The sequence below is a fragment of the Mucilaginibacter limnophilus genome, assembly GCF_004005815.1.
Lineage (GTDB): Bacteria > Bacteroidota > Bacteroidia > Sphingobacteriales > Sphingobacteriaceae > Mucilaginibacter > Mucilaginibacter limnophilus.
This window is the reverse complement of sequence record NZ_SACK01000008.1, coordinates 50,021-66,659: the sequence shown is the minus strand read 5'-3', so window position 1 is coordinate 66,659 and position 16,639 is coordinate 50,021. Positions and strand designations below refer to the sequence as shown.

Sequence of the window (16,639 nt, the reverse complement as noted above, 5' to 3'; positions counted from 1 at the left end):
TAAAAAATATTTTACTTGTAAATACTTATGATCTTGTTCTGTGGATTTTGATTGTAAAAATCCTTTCCTCTGTAAGTTATTTTAGGTTTATTAATGGTTGTAGATACAATACAATCTATATTTCCGCGCTTGCCGGCTTTTACTGTGTAATTACTTACATTAATGTGCACCGGGTTGATAGTTTGCGAATAGCAATCAGCAAAAAGCGGATACTGCCAGTCGTCAGCACCAATAATTAATCCGATGTTTTTAAAATCCGATTGTTCAATCTGTTTTTTTACGGTTAAATATTCATAATAAGCATCGGGTTTAGCTACAAAGTACTTTTGATATCTGTCCTGACGCAAATAAGCAGGTTTAAGTGGGCGAAGGTTGTTATCTATAACAATAAGCGTTGCGTACAGCAATATTATTGGAAGTATAATCTTGACTGTTTTTTTGAATAAATTACTAATTGAAGCAGCATAGCAAATAACAGGCAGCGCTAAAACAAACATAGTAATATGCAGTCGAGAATGCCAGGGCTGCCATTTGAGATAAGCGCAAAAAAGTAGTACCTGTAATATTATAGTAAACATCAAAACTGCTGCTACCGCATGCTTTCTATTTTTTAAAGCATGGTAGGTGACCACGATAAATGCAATAATAATAAGTATGAATTGAAATGGATTCCTTGCACTGTCTTCATGTGCAGCAGATGCTTGAGTACTGTATTTTATTTTAAGATAGTTAAGTGCAGGGTCGTCAACATTAATGTTAACGGCACTATGCAGTTTATGGATGATTGTATCAGTAAAGTTTGATATATGGCTGTCTCCCTTTATCCCAATATGCAGTCCGCCATTTTTTATGAGATTTGAAAGCAATAACATGCCTGACATGTGTTCGTTAGCATATAACCTGCTTTCATTTTTGTCAACACCCAGCACACTGCCGGTTAAGGTATAGTTTCGTTGCCAATGTGGAATATTAACTGTAGCAGCAATAATCAGAGCAGTTATGCCATAAACCAGGTGTATATAGATTTTGTATTTTACAATTTTATATAACACATACAACGCTGCAATTAATAATACAGGGAAGAGGTATATGTAAGCAGTGCCTTTGGTTAACATTGCCAATCCTGTAGCCAGTCCAAAAGGAAGGTAATAGTGTAAGTTATGGTAGGTAACCGCTTTTATGGCGAAATACATCGCAGCGATAACAAAAAAAGTTATCACCAGATCGTTTTGGGTACTTGATGACTGTAAAACAACTTCAGGTAAAGAAATAACCAATAAGGCGGTTAAATATTGAAATTTGGCATTCAGTCCCAGAGATTTAGCTACAGTGGTAATGGCTGCTAATGTGAAAAGCATGAACCAGAACTGTACCGAATTGGAAAAAAAATCACTGCCCGATAAAAGATTTATGTGTAGTATTAAAAACTCCGCAAAAGGTGGCTGGTATAGTTGCCGAATAATATGCGTAGGGTAATTCTCAACAGAGTTATGGCTTATCCAACTTGATATCCTTGCCATATGGTAGGTCATCGAATCCCAATTATTGGGGGGGTAGATAACTCCTTGGAAAAATATAGCTATTATTAAAAGCGCACTACAGCCCATTATCCATCTCATTGGTAAAGAGATGTTATTTAATTCGAATTTTAAGCCATCATAAATTGTAGTACACTGACGGCTAAGATATTTTTTATGCCAAATCAAATTGCTGATGCCTGCTATTAATACTGCACTCCAGCAAATAAGTATACTCTTAAAGTTTAGAGCAATTAAATAACTTAGTACCTCAGTAAATAAAACCACAAGGAAGCAGAAACTCAATATTGCTTTTAATAAAAGCTCGCGCTTATTTATAATAGCATCCGAATACAAAGCAAGATTTAAAGTTATGACGACAAAGCAAACAGGAAGTATCAGTATTGCCATTTCTGCTGATAGTATTATTCGCGCCGACTTTCTACAGTATAAACAAAGCTGTCGGCGCGGTAGTAACCCAGGTTGTATTCGATTGGACGGTCGGCCTGATCGTAAACAAACCTTTTACGCAACAATATAGGGCTACCCAGTTCGGTATCAAGCTTACCTGATATCAGCTTATCAGCAGCCCGCGCGCTTATTTCTTCTTTGGATAACTGGGCGATCACCATGTGCTCTTTCTCCAGTATCTCATAAAGCGGGCGGGTGAAATCCTCTTCGCCGGTAAGGCCAACACGCGGGTGGAAATAGGACACAAAGTACACAAACGGACCTTCGTTGCGGCCGCGCAGGCGTTCAAGTTTTAATATCTTTTTATCAGTTTTTATCTCGAAAAAATTAGCAACCTTTTCCTCAGGAAAAACCCAACTTAGGTGCAGCTCGAAATTTTTAATAGGAATACCCCTTGCTTTCATTTCCTGCGAAAAGCTAAGCCAATTCATTGATTTTGAACTAACCGAGGGCTGTGCTACTTTAGTGCCCACGCCTTTTTTACGGGTAAGCAAACCTTCGTAAACAAGCTTGTTAAGCGCCTGGCGTAAAGTAGTGCGTGAAATAGCCAGTTGCTTTGACAGGTTCACCTCGTTCGGCAAAAACTTGCCGCCCTGGTACTGCGGGTCGTCAATAAGTTCGCGCAGCAGGTTTTCTGCTTGAATATGTAGCGGAATCGGACTTTTATGATCGATTTTGAATTGCATTGTTTGGGTTGATATTGGTTGAGTTTAAAATAAACAGCAAATTAAATAATTGCAACATGTAGAGCAAACATACTATAAAATATGTATAGACACAAATACATGTTATTATGTACATACAATAATATGAAAAATTTAATTTATAATTGCGCTGCTAAATTGTTTTGTAAAATAATTACAACATAGCAGTTAAGCAAGCGGGTTTACCACGTCTTGATTACATTTGCGGATATATTAACCAATTAAATTGTTTATGGGGTTGCCAAAACCGGTGCTTTTTAAAGTGACTTGCCGTTTATCACTGCATTGGCGTGAAACCTTCTTCCTTAAAATCAAATCGTAATCATGAAAATTAAATTTACCCTTCTGCTTTTTTTATCAGTTTGTATTAACGCTGTGGTTTTTGCCGCTACTGCCGACACTGCTGCCTTTAAAACCGCCAATTTGTTTCAAAGCAATATGGTGATGCAGCAAAACAAACCGTTCACTATATGGGGCAAAGCCAGCCCGGGCGACAAGATCACCATAAAAGGCGACTGGACAGGCAAGCAAACCACCATTGAGGCCGATACCGCAGGCCACTGGCGGGGAGCCATAAAAGTGCCTAAAGCAAAACCGGGCGATTTTACACCGCATACACTGGTGATAACCGATGGTGCAAAAACTATTACCCTTAACAACCTGCTGATAGGAGAGGTATGGATAGCAAGCGGTCAATCAAATATGCAATATTCGCTTAAGGGAGAAGAGGGCAAGAACAATGGCGTTATCGACTGGCAGCACGAAGTACCTAAGGCGAACTTTCCTAATATCAGGCTTTTTTATACCGATTTAAACTTTAAGGCGCAGCCGTTTGACGAAGTAAAAGGTAAATGGCAAATATGCACACCTGAAACTGCCGGCCGTTTTAGCGCTGTAGCATATTACTTTGCCAGCGAGATACACAAAAACACTAAGCTGCCGGTAGGGGTGGTGCTGTCAACCATAGGCGCGTCAACCGCTCAGGCGTGGACAAACCGTAAAATAATGGAAGCCGACACCGTGCTATATAACAAGTACCTGCGTGAGTACGATAACAGCCCCAAATCAAAAGAAGTAATTGATGGCGGCTTCACCTTTGAAAAAGTTACCCGCCCAACCTTGCTGTACAATGCAATGATACATCCGCTGGCAGGCTTAAGCATTAAAGGTTTTATATGGTATCAGGGCGAGTTTAACCGTAATGACAAAAACAAATACACACGTCTGCTAACGGCTATGATAAAAGGCTGGCGCAGTGATTTCGGCCAGGGCGATTTGCCGTTCTACCTTGTGCAAGTGCCTTCGTTTTATTGGAACAATGAAGATCCGAAAGCTTTTGATTACGCCATTTTCCGCGAAGCGCAGGCAAATGTACGTAAGCTTAAAAACACCGAAATGGTAGTAACTACCGACGATCCGGACGCGCCGCGCAACCTGCACCCGCGCCGTAAAAAACCAATTGGCCTGCGTTTGGCAAGAATCGCGCTGAATAAAGATTACGGCTTCGGCAACGTACAATACCTTGGCCCGCAGCTTAACAAGATTAGGGTTGATGGCAACCAGATCATCGTATCATACAAAAGCAAGACGCTTGATGGGGGATTAGCTACTGCCGACAAAAAAGCTCCTGCTGAGTTTTTTATTGCCGGTGAGGATGCCGTTTTTTATCCCGCAACAGCGGTTATAAAAGGTGATGAAGTGGTGCTGAGCTCAGCAAAAGTTACCAAGCCGGTTGCTGCACGTTATGCCTTCACTAACACAGCTGTTACAAACTTTATGAATAAAGCCGGGTTGCCGGCCGAGCCTTTCCGTACCGACGGTTGGGCAGATGATGGCAGCGGCGCCAAAATAAAAGTCGACTATAAACGCCTTAACGAAGAATTATGAGATACACAATTTTACTTGCCGGCGCTTTGCTTGCCTGCACGTCAGCCATTGCCGGGCCCGATAATATCGCGCCCCAGGCAAAGGTTACCGCCTCAACCAGTTTAAATTCTAAGTATGCTGCACAAAATGTTACCGATGGTATTATCGGTGTAACCGGAAAAGGCCAGTGGGCCTGCGAAGGGCAGACTACCGATTGGGGCTATGTGCGTTTCCCGTGGATACAACTGGAATGGGACAAGCCGCAAAGCATCAGCAAAGTAATATTGTATGATCGCCCTGAACTTAACGAGCATGTGGCCACAACTAAACTCGTTTTCAGCGACGGTAGTTTTGTTTGGGCAAACCAGATACCCAATAATGGCACAGCACGGGTAGTGAAATTTACAGCGCGCACGGTAAAATGGGTAAAATTTGTTGTAACCGACGGTACAGGAAAAGACATCGGCTTCTCAGAGATAGAAGTGTTCCCATCATCAAAGCAATATGCCGATTATGTAAGTTGGGTTGACCCATATATTGAAACAAACCGCGGCCGTTTTTTCTTTTTCACCACAGGCTGCCGCCCGTTTGGTATGCTTGCTTCGGCACCTATGACACGTAACAAGAACCAGGGTGGCGGTGGTTATAACTACAACGAGAACGAAATATTAAGCTTTCCGCAGATTCACGACTGGATGCTGTCGGGCATTGAAGTAATGCCTGCCTTACAATCAACCCCTGTTACCAAAGGACAAGAAGGCTGGAAATCAGAGTTCAGCCATGACGACGAACTGGTGCAGCCGGGCTACCACCGTGTTTACCTGCGCAATCATAAAGTATGGGTTGAGCAAACCAGTACCAATAGGGTAGGCTTTTATAAATTCCGCTATACTGATGATCTTCCTGTACAGATCATTACCAACCTTGGTGGTTTCGTGTCAAACAGTACTATGGCTAACGCTCGTGTTAAAAAGATCAGCGATAAAGAGTTTGAAGGTTCGTTCAGCTCAATAAAAAGGTACTGGGGAGGACCAAAAGATGTAAGGGTTTTCTTCAGTATAAAGTTTGATAAGCCTTACAAAGCCCTTGCAGGCTGGAAAGGGAGCAACAAAATCGCTGATGTAAATGTGCTTGAAGGAGATAGCGTAGGCGTTGCCGCACAATATGACGTTAAGGCGGGTGACGAGATATTGATGAAAATAGGTTTATCGTACACCAGTGTTGAAAATGCTAAAAACAACATGGCCGTTGAGTGCTCAACCTGGGATTTTGACAAGGTGTGTAACGAGTCGCGCACGGTATGGAACGATTGGCTGGGCCGCATGCAGGTTACCGGCGGTACAACCGACCAGAAAGTAAAATTTTATACCGACTTGTGGCATGTTCTTTTAGGACGGCACATGAACAATGACGTAAACGGCGATTATCCTGATAATACCGAAGGGACACGTGATGGCAATTTCACCAACAACGTATTCAAAGTGCGTACGCTACCGAAAGGTAAAGACGGTAAGCCACGTTACAATATGTACAACAGTGACGCCTGGTGGCTTACCCAATGGAACCTGAATGTGCTTTGGGGCCTTGCATGGCCCGAAGTGCAGGATGAAATGTCAGCATCGATGCTGCAATATGCCGAGAACGGGAAACTGCTGCCGCGTGGCCCTGCAGGCGGCGGTTATTCGTATATCATGACAAGCTGCCCGGCAACTAACCTGATAGTAGGAACTTATATGAAAGGCCTGCTCACCAAATATGATATCCCAACAGCTTTTGACGCTGTTAAACGCAACGCGCTTCCCGGCGGTATGCTTGGCGCTGCCGATGATATTAAGTTTTATACTGAAAAAGGTTACTGGCCTGATAATGCCGGTATCACTGTTGAAGCCGTTTTTCAGGACTTTGCGATAGCGCAAATGGCAAAAAAGCTGGGTAAAACAGATGATTATAACTTTTTCACAAAGCGCTCTAAAGGCTGGAAAAATTTGTTCGACCCTGAGCAAAAGCTGCTGTTCCCAAAAAACAGGGAAGGAAAATTTGCGCACAAGAACCCGCTTAGCGGCGCCGGTTGGATTGAAGCTAACGCGTGGCAGGCCACCTGGTGCGTATCGCATGATATCCCGGGTTTGGCAAGATTAATGGGCGGTAATGATGTGCTGACTGAAAAGCTCAACCACGCCTTTGAAAAAGCCGAGCCAAGCGATTTTGTGTTCGATTACAGCAGCGGCTATATCAGCTATGCCAATCAGCCTGGCCTTAGCGACGCGCATGTGTTCAACTATGCCGGTAAGCCATGGCTTACGCAGTACTGGGTGCGCCGTGTACAGGATAAAGCTTACGGTGGTACTACTCCTGACATAGGCTATGGCGGTCAGGATGAAGATCAGGGGCAAATGGGCGGTTTAAGCGTACTGATGGCTATCGGGTTATTTAATCTGCAGGGTAACGTAGCTACTACGCCTGTGTATGATATTACAAGCCCGATATTTGATAAGGTGGTGATCAAACTCGACCCGGAATATTACCCTGGTAAACAGTTTGTCATCACTACACATAACAATTCAAAAGACAACGTTTACATACAAAAAGCCACATTGAACGGAAAGGCGCTTAACAAATTCTGGTTCACCCATGCCGAATATGCAAAAGGCGGGCAGCTGGAGCTATGGCTTGGACCAAAACCGAATAAGGCCTGGGGCGTAGCAGGGTTGCCGGTAGCGAATTAGTAATATTTGTCATGCTAACGAACGAAGCGTCTATTGATGAATAGGTTCTTCACAACGTTCAGAATGACATTAAGGGGAAGCGTTGATAACTTTAAAAGTTGTGAACGCTTTTTTGTTTAATTAAGATGGGCGTTATCCCATGTCATTTCGACGAGGAACGAGGAGAAATCTTCTTCGTCATACAAAAGTTTCAGAAGATTTCTCCTTACAGTCGAAATGACATAGATGGTGTTACATCATCAAATCTTCAAATCTTTCAATCTAAAAATACATTTTACTGTTTAAACAGTAATTAAATAGATATTTGCAGGAAAATTCAGCCGACACGATTATGGTACGTTTGTCTGTCAACATAAACAAAATAGCTACGTTGCGCAATTCACGTGGCGGCAACAACCCGGATGTTTTAAAGGTGGCTATGGATTGCGAACGCTTTGGCGCACAGGGCATTACCGTACACCCCCGCCCCGACGAGCGGCATATTCGTTACAGCGATGTACATCTGCTTAAAGAAGTGCTGGCTACCGAGTTTAATATCGAAGGCAATAGCCGCGAAAAGAAGTTTGTTGATCTGGTACTCGCAACAAAACCGCATCAGGTAACACTGGTGCCCGACGCGCTGGAGCAGCTTACCTCAAACCATGGCTGGGATACTATCGAGAACCAGCAATATCTTAAAGACGCGATAGCACCGTTTAAAGAAGCGGGGATTCGCGTTTCAATATTTGTTGACCCGGTACCGCAAATGGTTGAAGCCGCCGCCACTACCGGAACCGACCGTATTGAACTGTACACTGAAAGCTACGCACATCACTATTACCAGGGCCGCGAACTGGCCATAGCGCCATATGTAGCTGCCGCAAAAATTGCAAAAGAAGCCGGCCTCGGCATAAACGCCGGGCATGACCTTAGTCTTGACAACCTTGAGTTTTTTGCTAAGAACTTGCCTGGTTTGGATGAAGTAAGTATTGGTCATGCGTTGATATGCGACGCGTTATATTACGGTTTGGAGAGCACCATAGAGCAGTACTTACATTGTCTTAAATCATGATTTGTGTGATTTGAGGATTGACTTGATTTTTACGCGCGTCATAGCGAGGAACGAAGTAATCTCTACACATACAATCCGCCTGCAAAATTCAGAGCTTTCCAGGCTATCGCTCGCAATGACATTTGATAGAACTTCTTAATCTGTGCAATCAAATAATCCCGCAAATCAGCAGTTGAAGTAACCATGTAAACCCAGTGTCAATAACAGGTTACATAATTGACATCCGGTTAATTAATTGTACCTTTGCGCAATATTAACAGGGCCATCATTAAATGCAACTGAACACTGATTACCAGGAGAAATTCCAGTTTCGCCACATTGCCCCAAATGAAGCTGACACAGCAGAAATGCTGAAAACAGTAGGGGTAAATTCTATCGACGAACTTATTGAGCAAACCATACCGGCACCCATCAGGCTGAAGCAACCGCTTAACCTTCCGCCGGCAAAAAGTGAGTTCGATTATCTAAACACACTGAAGCAAACCGCTTCAAGAAACAAGGTTTTCAAATCATACATCGGTCAGGGATATTACGACGTAATTGTACCGGGTGTTATCCAACGTAATATATTGGAGAACCCGGGATGGTACACACAATACACTCCCTACCAGGCCGAAATTGCACAGGGCCGTTTGCAGGCGTTGCTAAATTTCCAAACCATGGTGATCGACCTTACCGGGATGGAAATTGCAAACGCGTCGCTGCTTGATGAAGGCACTGCCGCTGCGGAAGCCATGTTTATGCAATACAGCTTGCGTAAAAATCAAAAAGCAACCAAATTTTTTGTAAGCGACGAGCTTTTCGCTCAAACCATAGATATTCTGAAAACCCGCTCGGAACCTTTTGGCATCGAGCTGGTAATTGGCAGTCATGAAAACGTTGAACTATCTGACGACATGTTCGGCGCTATTGTACAATACCCTGCAAAGAACGGCGAGGTGTATGATTATAAAGACTTTGCGGCCAAAGCACATGAAAAAGGCATCAAACTAACTGTTGTTGCCGATTTAATGAGCCTGGTACTGTTAACGCCTCCGGGTGAATGGGGTGCCGACATTGTGGTAGGTACATCACAACGCTTCGGTATTCCGATGGGCTTTGGCGGTCCGCACGCAGCATTCTTCGCAACAAAAGAAGAATATAAACGCAGTATGCCCGGCCGTATAATCGGTGTTACTATCGATAGCGCCAACAACTACGCACTACGCATGGCGCTGCAAACCCGCGAGCAGCATATCCGCAGGGATAAAGCAACTTCAAATATTTGTACCGCGCAGGCACTGCTGGCCATAATGGCCGGTATGTATGCTGCTTACCACGGTCCAAAAGGCTTGAAGCTGATAGCTGAGCGTATTCACGGCTTGACTGTTTTGTTGTCGAACTCGCTGGAAGAGTTAGGCTACAAACAGCTTAACACCGCTTATTTTGATACCCTGCAGTTTGACCTTGGCGAACTGGTTGGCCCGCTGCACGGCGAGGCTTTAAACAACGAAATGAACCTGAACTACAATGGTTCAATAGTTACTATTTCACTTGATGAAACTACGTCTCCTGAAGATGTAAAAACAATAGTAAGGTTCTTTGCCAAAGTAAAAGGCAAAAACCTTAACGATGTAAATATTGATGAGCTGAAAAGTAATCTGCAAACCACCATTCCGGCGGCATTGCAGCGCACTTCGGCTTACTTAACCCACCCGGTATTTAATTCGCACCATTCGGAACATGAAATGCTGCGTTATATAAAATCGCTTGAAACCAAAGATTTGTCGCTTTGCCATAGCATGATAGCGCTTGGCTCGTGCACCATGAAACTGAACGCCACTACAGAGATGGTGCCGGTTACCTGGGCTGAGTTCAGCAGAATACACCCGTTTGCCCCTGTGGACCAAACCGGGGGTTACATGCAGCTATTTGCCGAGCTTGATGCGTGGTTGAGTGAAATTACAGGCTTCGCGGCCATGAGCTTACAGCCAAACGCGGGTGCGCAAGGTGAGTACGCAGGCCTGATGGTTATTCGTGCTTACCATAACGACAGGGGTGATACGCATCGTAACATCGCATTGATACCATCATCGGCACACGGTACCAACCCTGCTTCGGCGGCCATGGCAGGTATGAAGATAGTGGTGGTAAAGTGTGATGATAATGGTAACATTGATGTAGCCGACCTAAAAGCTAAAGCCGAACAGTATAAAAACGAACTATCCTGCCTGATGGTGACTTACCCATCCACACATGGTGTGTTTGAGGAAAGTATCATCGAGGTTTGCGAAATAATTCATGCCAACGGCGGTCAAGTTTATATGGACGGAGCTAACATGAACGCGCAGGTAGGCCTGACAAGTCCGGCTACGATTGGCGCCGACGTTTGCCACCTGAATCTGCACAAAACTTTCTGTATTCCGCATGGCGGCGGCGGGCCGGGCATGGGCCCAATCGGCGTAGCCAAACACCTGGTGCCTTATTTACCTGGTCACGCTGTAGTTGATATCGACAAAGGAAAATCTATCCCTGCTGTATCGGCAGCGCCTTGGGGCTCGGCATCTATATTAATTATATCACACGCTTATATAGCCATGATGGGCGGCGAAGGTTTAACCAGCGCTACCAAATACGCTATATTGAACGCCAACTATATTAAAACAAGGCTAAAAGCACATTATCCTGTGTTGTACACCGGCAGTAAAGGCCGTTGCGCGCATGAAATGATATTGGATTGCCGCGCGTTTAAAGCCTATGGCATTGAGGTGACTGATATTGCCAAGCGTTTAATGGACTATGGCTTCCACGCGCCTACAGTATCGTTCCCGGTTGCGGGTACAGTAATGATTGAGCCTACGGAATCTGAACCGAAACACGAGCTCGACCGTTTCTGTGATGCCATGATAGCCATCCGTAATGAAATAAAGGATGTGGAAAGCGGTGTTTCGGACAAAACTGATAATCCGCTTAAAAACGCTCCGCATACTGCGGCTGTAGTTACCGGTAACGACTGGGAGCACCCATATACCCGTCAAAAAGCAGCCTTCCCGCTGCCATATGTGGCCGCTTATAAATTTTGGCCATCAGTAGGCCGGGTGAATGATACATACGGCGACCGCACGCTGATATGCTCATGCCCTCCGCTTACCGAGTACGAGTTTGAGGAAAGTGAAGTAACCACACCTGAATTCGGCACTTGATACTATAGCAAAGCTATGTCAAAAAGACGGGCACTTGCCCGATTGTACAAGGAGTGTGTAATTTTTCACACTCCTTGTACGTATTATAAAAAAATGGCCAGTGTAAAAGGGAAAATAAGATTAGGAGATACCAACTTCTTATATTTAGAGCTGTAGCATAATGTTTTGTTCTTCAAGTTGTATTTGTGGAAACATTTAAAGTTTACACACGTATTATACAAATATTTAATTAAATACAACTTTAAGGAATATAACCTTTTATTTTTGTGCCCGTATAACAACTATGACAATTACAAGCAACAAAACCATAAGCGTTCTGTTAGTGGACGATGACGAGATCAACAATTTTATTTCGATAAAGCTTATTAAAAAAGCGATATTGAATACTGATATAACGGCATGCCTGAACGGACGTTTCGCTATTGATCAGCTTGTAACTCTTCAAAAGAAAGATCCAAGCAGCCTCCCTGATTACATTTTGCTGGATATTAACATGCCTATCATGAACGGATGGGAATTTCTGGACGAATACATGCGCCTTGGTATCGATCCGCTTAAAAAAACCAAGATATTCATTATATCATCTTCAGTATTCAGCAACGATATCAGCAAAGCAAAATCATACCCGCTGGTTGAGGATTTTATTTCGAAGCCGCTTAACGTTGAACGTATAAAAGAAATTTTTAACGTAGGAAAAGAAGACTAAACAGCCTGTACGGTAAAGTGATCATCTTCCTGCTTAACGGTACCAACGGTTGTTCCTTTAGAGTGGTAAAATAAGCATTGCCAGCCTTCAGCAGATGCCTGCTTGCCATACTCTTCGCGTAGCTCCATGGCTTTATGTCCATCGTAATCATACTTAGCCACAAAGCGCCTCAGTAATTGTTCGGGTTCAGGAAGCTCGTCGCCTCCAAAAAATGCTTTCTGGCCGTTTTCTTCAATCAAAAATACCTGGTGATATGGACAATGCCCGCCGGAATGCTGATATGTAATACCCGACTGCAGTTCGCCGTTGCCTTCGGTAAAGGTCCAGTCAACGCTATCCTTCAGCGCCTCAAATATTTCTATGTGGTATGATGACGACTTACCGCTAAAAGCAAATTCCCACTCCCCTTTTTGTACCACGTGCCTTGCCTGCGGAAAACTCGGTTCGAGTTTGCCGTTACGCTCAATTACCAGCCCGCCCGAATGGTCGTAGTGCAGGTGCGACATCAATACAAGCGTCACCTCATCCGGATCAAAACCCGCGTTGCGTATGTGCTGATGCAGATGGAGTTCGTTGCGGGTATCCTTAAATCCCAATCCGGCATCAAGCAATATCAGTTCGCTTGCCGTTTTTATCAGGAAAGGATTTACATGAATGAACAACGATCCTGGCCGGCTTTTTTTATCGTCGGTTTCCGGGTTAAAAGGAATAAATTTCTTGGTGCTGTCAACTGAGTATGAGCCTTCGCCCAGCGTGTATATTTCCATGGTATATGCTTGGGGCAAGGCGGGTGGCAGATGGTGTAATTTCGCCTTGCGTTAAACGCCACGCACCTTGCAAAAAAATATTATATTTACTGTTTTTACGGTGCAAAGATATGAATAAACGGTGGGCCATGAGGCCGGATATTAGTGAGGAGAATGTAAAAAGGCTGGCTGCCGAACTGAATATCGACACCGTTTTAAGTAAACTGCTTGTTGACAGGGGTATCAACACCTACGACGAGGCCCGCTGGTTCTTCCGCCCTGATATCCGCCACCTGCATGATCCTTTTCTGATGGCTGATATGGAAAAGGCCGTTAGCCGTATCGAACTGGCAATTTCCCGCAACGAAAAGATCTTGATTTACGGTGACTACGATGTTGACGGTACTACCGCAGTATCAACTGTGTATGGTTTTTTCAGCGAACGTTACAATAATCTCGACTATTATATACCCGACCGTTACAACGAAGGTTACGGTATATCAACCCAAGGTATTGACTTTGCTGCTGCGAATGGTTTTTCACTCATCATCGCGCTCGATTGCGGTATAAAATCAATAGATAAAATTGATTACGCCAATACCCTGGGTATTGATTTTATTATTTGCGACCACCATACCTGCGGCGATACTATACCCGCGGCTGTTGCTGTACTCGACCCTAAGCGACCAGATTGCCCATATCCATATAAGGAACTATCGGGCTGCGGTGTGGGCTTCAAGCTGCTTCAGGCGTATGCCGAAAAAAATGATATCCCTTTTGATGAGGTGATGGCGTATATCGATCTTGCCGCCATAAGTATAGCCTGCGACATTGTCCATATTACCGGCGAAAACAGGGTGCTGGCTTATTTCGGTTTGCAGAAACTGAATAACAACCCATGCATCGGCGTAAAAACCCTGATGGAAGTTGCAGGCAAGAGCAGCGGCTATACCATATCAGACATTGTATTTCTGCTTGGTCCGCGCATAAACGCTGCCGGACGTATTGACGACGCCAAGCATGCCGTGCAGCTGCTGATGGCCTGCGATGAGAACGAAGCAAAAGAAAAAGGGCTGCTTATAAACGTTAAAAACCTTGAACGCAAGGAGCACGACCTTAATATAACTGACGAGGCCCTTGGCATGATAGGGTCGAACGAAGTGCTGATTAATAGAAAATCAACAGTAGTATTTAACGAACGCTGGCATAAGGGTGTGATAGGCATTGTAGCATCACGGCTTACCGAAAAATATTACCGGCCCACAGTAGTGCTTACCCGTTCCAACGGGCATGTGGCTGGGTCGGCACGGTCAGTGTTTGGGTATGACCTTTACGAAGCGCTTTGCGGCTGTAGTGACCTTCTTATTCAGTTTGGCGGGCATAAATATGCCGCCGGCCTTACCATGAAGCCTGAAAACGTTGAGGCGTTTATGAACAGGTTTGAAGAAGTAGTAAGCTCTACAATTACGGCCGAGCAGTTGGTACAGCAAATAAATATCGATGCCGAGATCACACTAAATCAAATCGACGGCAAATTTTTCAGAGTACTTAACCAGTTCTCTCCATTCGGGCCGGGCAACATGTCGCCTGTATTTTTATCGAGGAATGTTCAACTAAATGGCACACCTGCTCTTGTGGGTAGTAACCATATTAAAATGAGCATTATGCAGCCCGGTTCACCGGCGTTTGATTGTATTGCCTTTAATCATGGCGAGTGCCTTGAACAGCTACGCGCAGGCCAACCTTTTGATGTTTGTTATAGCATAGAAGAAAACATCTGGCGAGATAAACGGTCGATACAGTTGAATATTAAGGGAATAAGATGTTAAATTTTAAAATCTAATTTCTAAATTCTAAAAAAATCAGAACAACCTTTTTTATTATTTGATGTTCTCAACTTAGCTTTTAGAGTTTAGTATTTAGATTTTAGAATTTCCCTCAACTATGAAATGGCTTGGAAGACGCGAAAGCGGTAATACTGAAGAAGGCAGCGGCGGTGGTCGCGGATTGGCAATGGGCGGCGGCCTTGTAGGCATAATTGCTGCGGCAATATACTTTTTCACCGGCATTGATCCATCTCAGGTGCTCAACCAGGGGCAACAATCTACTGAACAAACCACAACAAAAGGCAGCGACCCCAACGATCCGCAAAAACAGTTTGTACGTGTGGTACTTGCTGATACCGAAGATATCTGGAACCAGCTCTTCAGCCAGATGGGCCGCGATTACGAAGAACCTGTACTCCATTTTTTTGAAGGAGCCGTTAGCACACAGGGATGCGGCTTCGCACAATCTGCAACCGGACCTTTCTACTGTCCCGGCGACCGTAAAGTATATATCGACCTTTCATTTTTTGACGAACTGCAAAACCGTTTCGGCGCCGGCGGCGACTTTGCCCGCGCTTATGTGATAGCGCATGAGGTTGGTCATCACGTACAGCAGTTGCTTGGCACCAGTCAGAAACTGGAAGAAGCACGTGGTCGTGTAAGCGAGACAGAATACAACAAACTATCGGTAATGCTTGAACTGCAGGCCGACTTTTACGCCGGCGTGTTTGCCCATTACGAACAAAGTACTAAAAATGTGCTTGAAGCCGGTGACATAGAAGAAGCCCTGAACGCCGCCAACCAGATAGGTGACGACCGCCTGCAGCAGGAAAGCAGCGGCCGCGTTGAACCTGACAGCTTCACCCACGGCACCAGTGAACAACGTAAATACTGGTTCAACAAAGGCTACCAAACGGGGGATATAAGCCAGGGCGATACGTTTAATGATCCGAGTTTGAGGTAGGAAAACTTTGCGTACCTTAGCCATCATGCCAAAACACCACCTCTTACTCTTACTAACTGTCCTTATCCTAACCGCCTGCTCCCCCAAAGGCCCGTATGCAGTTACCAACAAGGTGTATAAAGAACAGGCGGAAACATTTGCAGAGACTTTGCAAAGTGACGAGCCGGTTTCATTACTGGATAGTTCAGGAATAAAAATACCGTCGGAGTGGGTAGGCACAGTGAACTTTAATCTGCGCAAGCCTAATTATGTGGTGATCCATTATACGGCACAGGATTCGGCGGCGCAAACACTGAAAACTTTCACCATGACCAAAACACAGGTGAGTGCCCATTACGTAGTAGGTAAGGATGGCAAGGTGTACCATATGCTTAACGATTACCTGCGTGCCTGGCATGGCGGCGTGGCCAAATGGGGCAGCGTGACTGATATTAACAGTTCGTCAATAGGCATTGAGCTTGACAATAACGGCAAAGAACCCTTCGCTACTGCGCAGATCAATAGCCTGTTAACTTTGCTGGCGCATCTAAAAAAAACATATAACATTCCTACGGCAAATTTTATTGGTCACCAGGATATTGCCCCGGCACGCAAGATTGACCCCGGTAAACAATTTCCGTGGAAACTGCTTGCACAAAAAGGCTTCGGCTACTGGAGCGACGACGTACTCGAACTGGCCCCAGAAAATTTCGACGTTGCCACGGCTTTACGACTTATCGGTTACGATACTGCCAACCCTACAGCCGCAATCGCTGCTTTTAAACAACACTTTGTGCAGGTTGATAACCTCCCGCAGCTTTCGCAACTCGGCCTGAACGTCCTGTATAACTTGTATCAGAAATATTAATTAAACTTTTTCGTTTTTAAAATACTGCTAACA

Annotated in this window: 11 protein-coding genes; 8 read left to right on the top strand and 3 right to left on the bottom strand. The window is 44.5% G+C overall.

The genetic code is table 11. The annotated features are described in order from the left end of the window. Positions 1–11 precede the first annotated feature (11 nt). A complete protein-coding gene (locus tag EOD41_RS16275) occupies positions 12–1,520 on the bottom strand; it encodes an ArnT family glycosyltransferase (RefSeq protein WP_164849954.1) in 1,509 nt (502 codons plus the stop codon). A 422-nt stretch (positions 1,521–1,942) separates the two neighbouring features. Then, a complete protein-coding gene (locus EOD41_RS16270; RefSeq protein ID WP_127706856.1) occupies positions 1,943–2,674 on the bottom strand; it encodes a GntR family transcriptional regulator in 732 nt (243 codons plus the stop codon). Between the two features lie 342 nt (positions 2,675–3,016). Here EOD41_RS16270 and EOD41_RS16265 point away from each other — a divergent pair, with 342 nt between their 5' ends. The 5 genes from EOD41_RS16265 (at position 3,017) to EOD41_RS16245 (ending at position 12,223) form a co-directional block, all read left to right on the top strand. Then, complete coding sequence (locus EOD41_RS16265; protein ID WP_127706854.1) at positions 3,017–4,579, top strand: sialate O-acetylesterase; 1,563 nt, start codon at positions 3,017–3,019, stop codon at positions 4,577–4,579. Next, positions 4,576–7,284: a GH92 family glycosyl hydrolase gene (locus tag EOD41_RS16260; protein ID WP_127706852.1), complete on the top strand. Its 2,709-nt coding sequence runs from the start codon at positions 4,576–4,578 to the stop codon at positions 7,282–7,284. The genes EOD41_RS16265 and EOD41_RS16260 overlap by 4 nt, the downstream gene beginning before the upstream one ends. 331 nt (positions 7,285–7,615) lie before the next feature. Then, positions 7,616–8,335 carry a pyridoxine 5'-phosphate synthase gene (locus EOD41_RS16255; protein ID WP_127707230.1) on the top strand — a complete coding sequence of 240 codons (720 nt, stop codon included), beginning with the start codon at positions 7,616–7,618 and terminating at the stop codon, positions 8,333–8,335. A 272-nt stretch (positions 8,336–8,607) separates the two neighbouring features. After that, positions 8,608–11,517 carry an aminomethyl-transferring glycine dehydrogenase gene (gene gcvP / locus EOD41_RS16250; RefSeq protein WP_127706850.1) on the top strand — a complete coding sequence of 970 codons (2,910 nt, stop codon included), beginning with the start codon at positions 8,608–8,610 and terminating at the stop codon, positions 11,515–11,517. A 283-nt stretch (positions 11,518–11,800) separates the two neighbouring features. Then, positions 11,801–12,223, top strand: a complete 423-nt coding sequence (locus tag EOD41_RS16245) for a response regulator (RefSeq protein WP_127706848.1) — start codon at positions 11,801–11,803, stop codon at positions 12,221–12,223. Here EOD41_RS16245 and EOD41_RS16240 read toward each other — a convergent pair. After that, positions 12,220–12,990 carry an MBL fold metallo-hydrolase gene (locus EOD41_RS16240; RefSeq protein WP_127706846.1) on the bottom strand — a complete coding sequence of 257 codons (771 nt, stop codon included), beginning with the start codon at positions 12,988–12,990 and terminating at the stop codon, positions 12,220–12,222. The two genes, EOD41_RS16245 and EOD41_RS16240, sit on opposite strands and share 4 nt — an antisense overlap. Positions 12,991–13,100: 110 nt before the next feature. Between EOD41_RS16240 and recJ the strand changes: the two genes are divergently transcribed. The 3 genes from recJ (at position 13,101) to EOD41_RS16225 (ending at position 16,606) form a co-directional block, all read left to right on the top strand. After that, a complete protein-coding gene (recJ, locus tag EOD41_RS16235; protein WP_127706844.1) occupies positions 13,101–14,798 on the top strand; it encodes a single-stranded-DNA-specific exonuclease RecJ in 1,698 nt (565 codons plus the stop codon). A gap of 115 nt (positions 14,799–14,913) precedes the next feature. Next, entirely contained in the window at positions 14,914–15,759 is an 846-nt protein-coding gene (gene ypfJ / locus EOD41_RS16230; protein ID WP_127706842.1) for a KPN_02809 family neutral zinc metallopeptidase, read from the top strand. Positions 15,760–15,784: 25 nt separating this feature from the next. Beyond that, complete coding sequence (locus EOD41_RS16225; protein WP_127706840.1) at positions 15,785–16,606, top strand: N-acetylmuramoyl-L-alanine amidase; 822 nt, start codon at positions 15,785–15,787, stop codon at positions 16,604–16,606. The last annotated feature ends 33 nt before the right edge of the window (positions 16,607–16,639 follow it).

What these genes read in the sequence shown, in the direction of transcription:
- EOD41_RS16275 (WP_164849954.1), bottom strand. Translation starts at nt 1,520, where the DNA reads ATGGCAAGGATATCAAGTTGGATAAGCCATAACTCTGTTGAGAATTAC.
- recJ (WP_127706844.1), top strand. Translation starts at nt 13,101, where the DNA reads ATGAATAAACGGTGGGCCATGAGGCCGGATATTAGTGAGGAGAATGTA.
- EOD41_RS16255 (WP_127707230.1), top strand. Translation starts at nt 7,616, where the DNA reads ATGGTACGTTTGTCTGTCAACATAAACAAAATAGCTACGTTGCGCAAT.
- EOD41_RS16240 (WP_127706846.1), bottom strand. Translation starts at nt 12,990, where the DNA reads ATGGAAATATACACGCTGGGCGAAGGCTCATACTCAGTTGACAGCACC.
- EOD41_RS16245 (WP_127706848.1), top strand. Translation starts at nt 11,801, where the DNA reads ATGACAATTACAAGCAACAAAACCATAAGCGTTCTGTTAGTGGACGAT.
- EOD41_RS16270 (WP_127706856.1), bottom strand. Translation starts at nt 2,674, where the DNA reads ATGCAATTCAAAATCGATCATAAAAGTCCGATTCCGCTACATATTCAA.
- ypfJ (WP_127706842.1), top strand. Translation starts at nt 14,914, where the DNA reads ATGAAATGGCTTGGAAGACGCGAAAGCGGTAATACTGAAGAAGGCAGC.
- EOD41_RS16265 (WP_127706854.1), top strand. Translation starts at nt 3,017, where the DNA reads ATGAAAATTAAATTTACCCTTCTGCTTTTTTTATCAGTTTGTATTAAC.
- gcvP (WP_127706850.1), top strand. Translation starts at nt 8,608, where the DNA reads ATGCAACTGAACACTGATTACCAGGAGAAATTCCAGTTTCGCCACATT.
- EOD41_RS16225 (WP_127706840.1), top strand. Translation starts at nt 15,785, where the DNA reads ATGCCAAAACACCACCTCTTACTCTTACTAACTGTCCTTATCCTAACC.
- EOD41_RS16260 (WP_127706852.1), top strand. Translation starts at nt 4,576, where the DNA reads ATGAGATACACAATTTTACTTGCCGGCGCTTTGCTTGCCTGCACGTCA.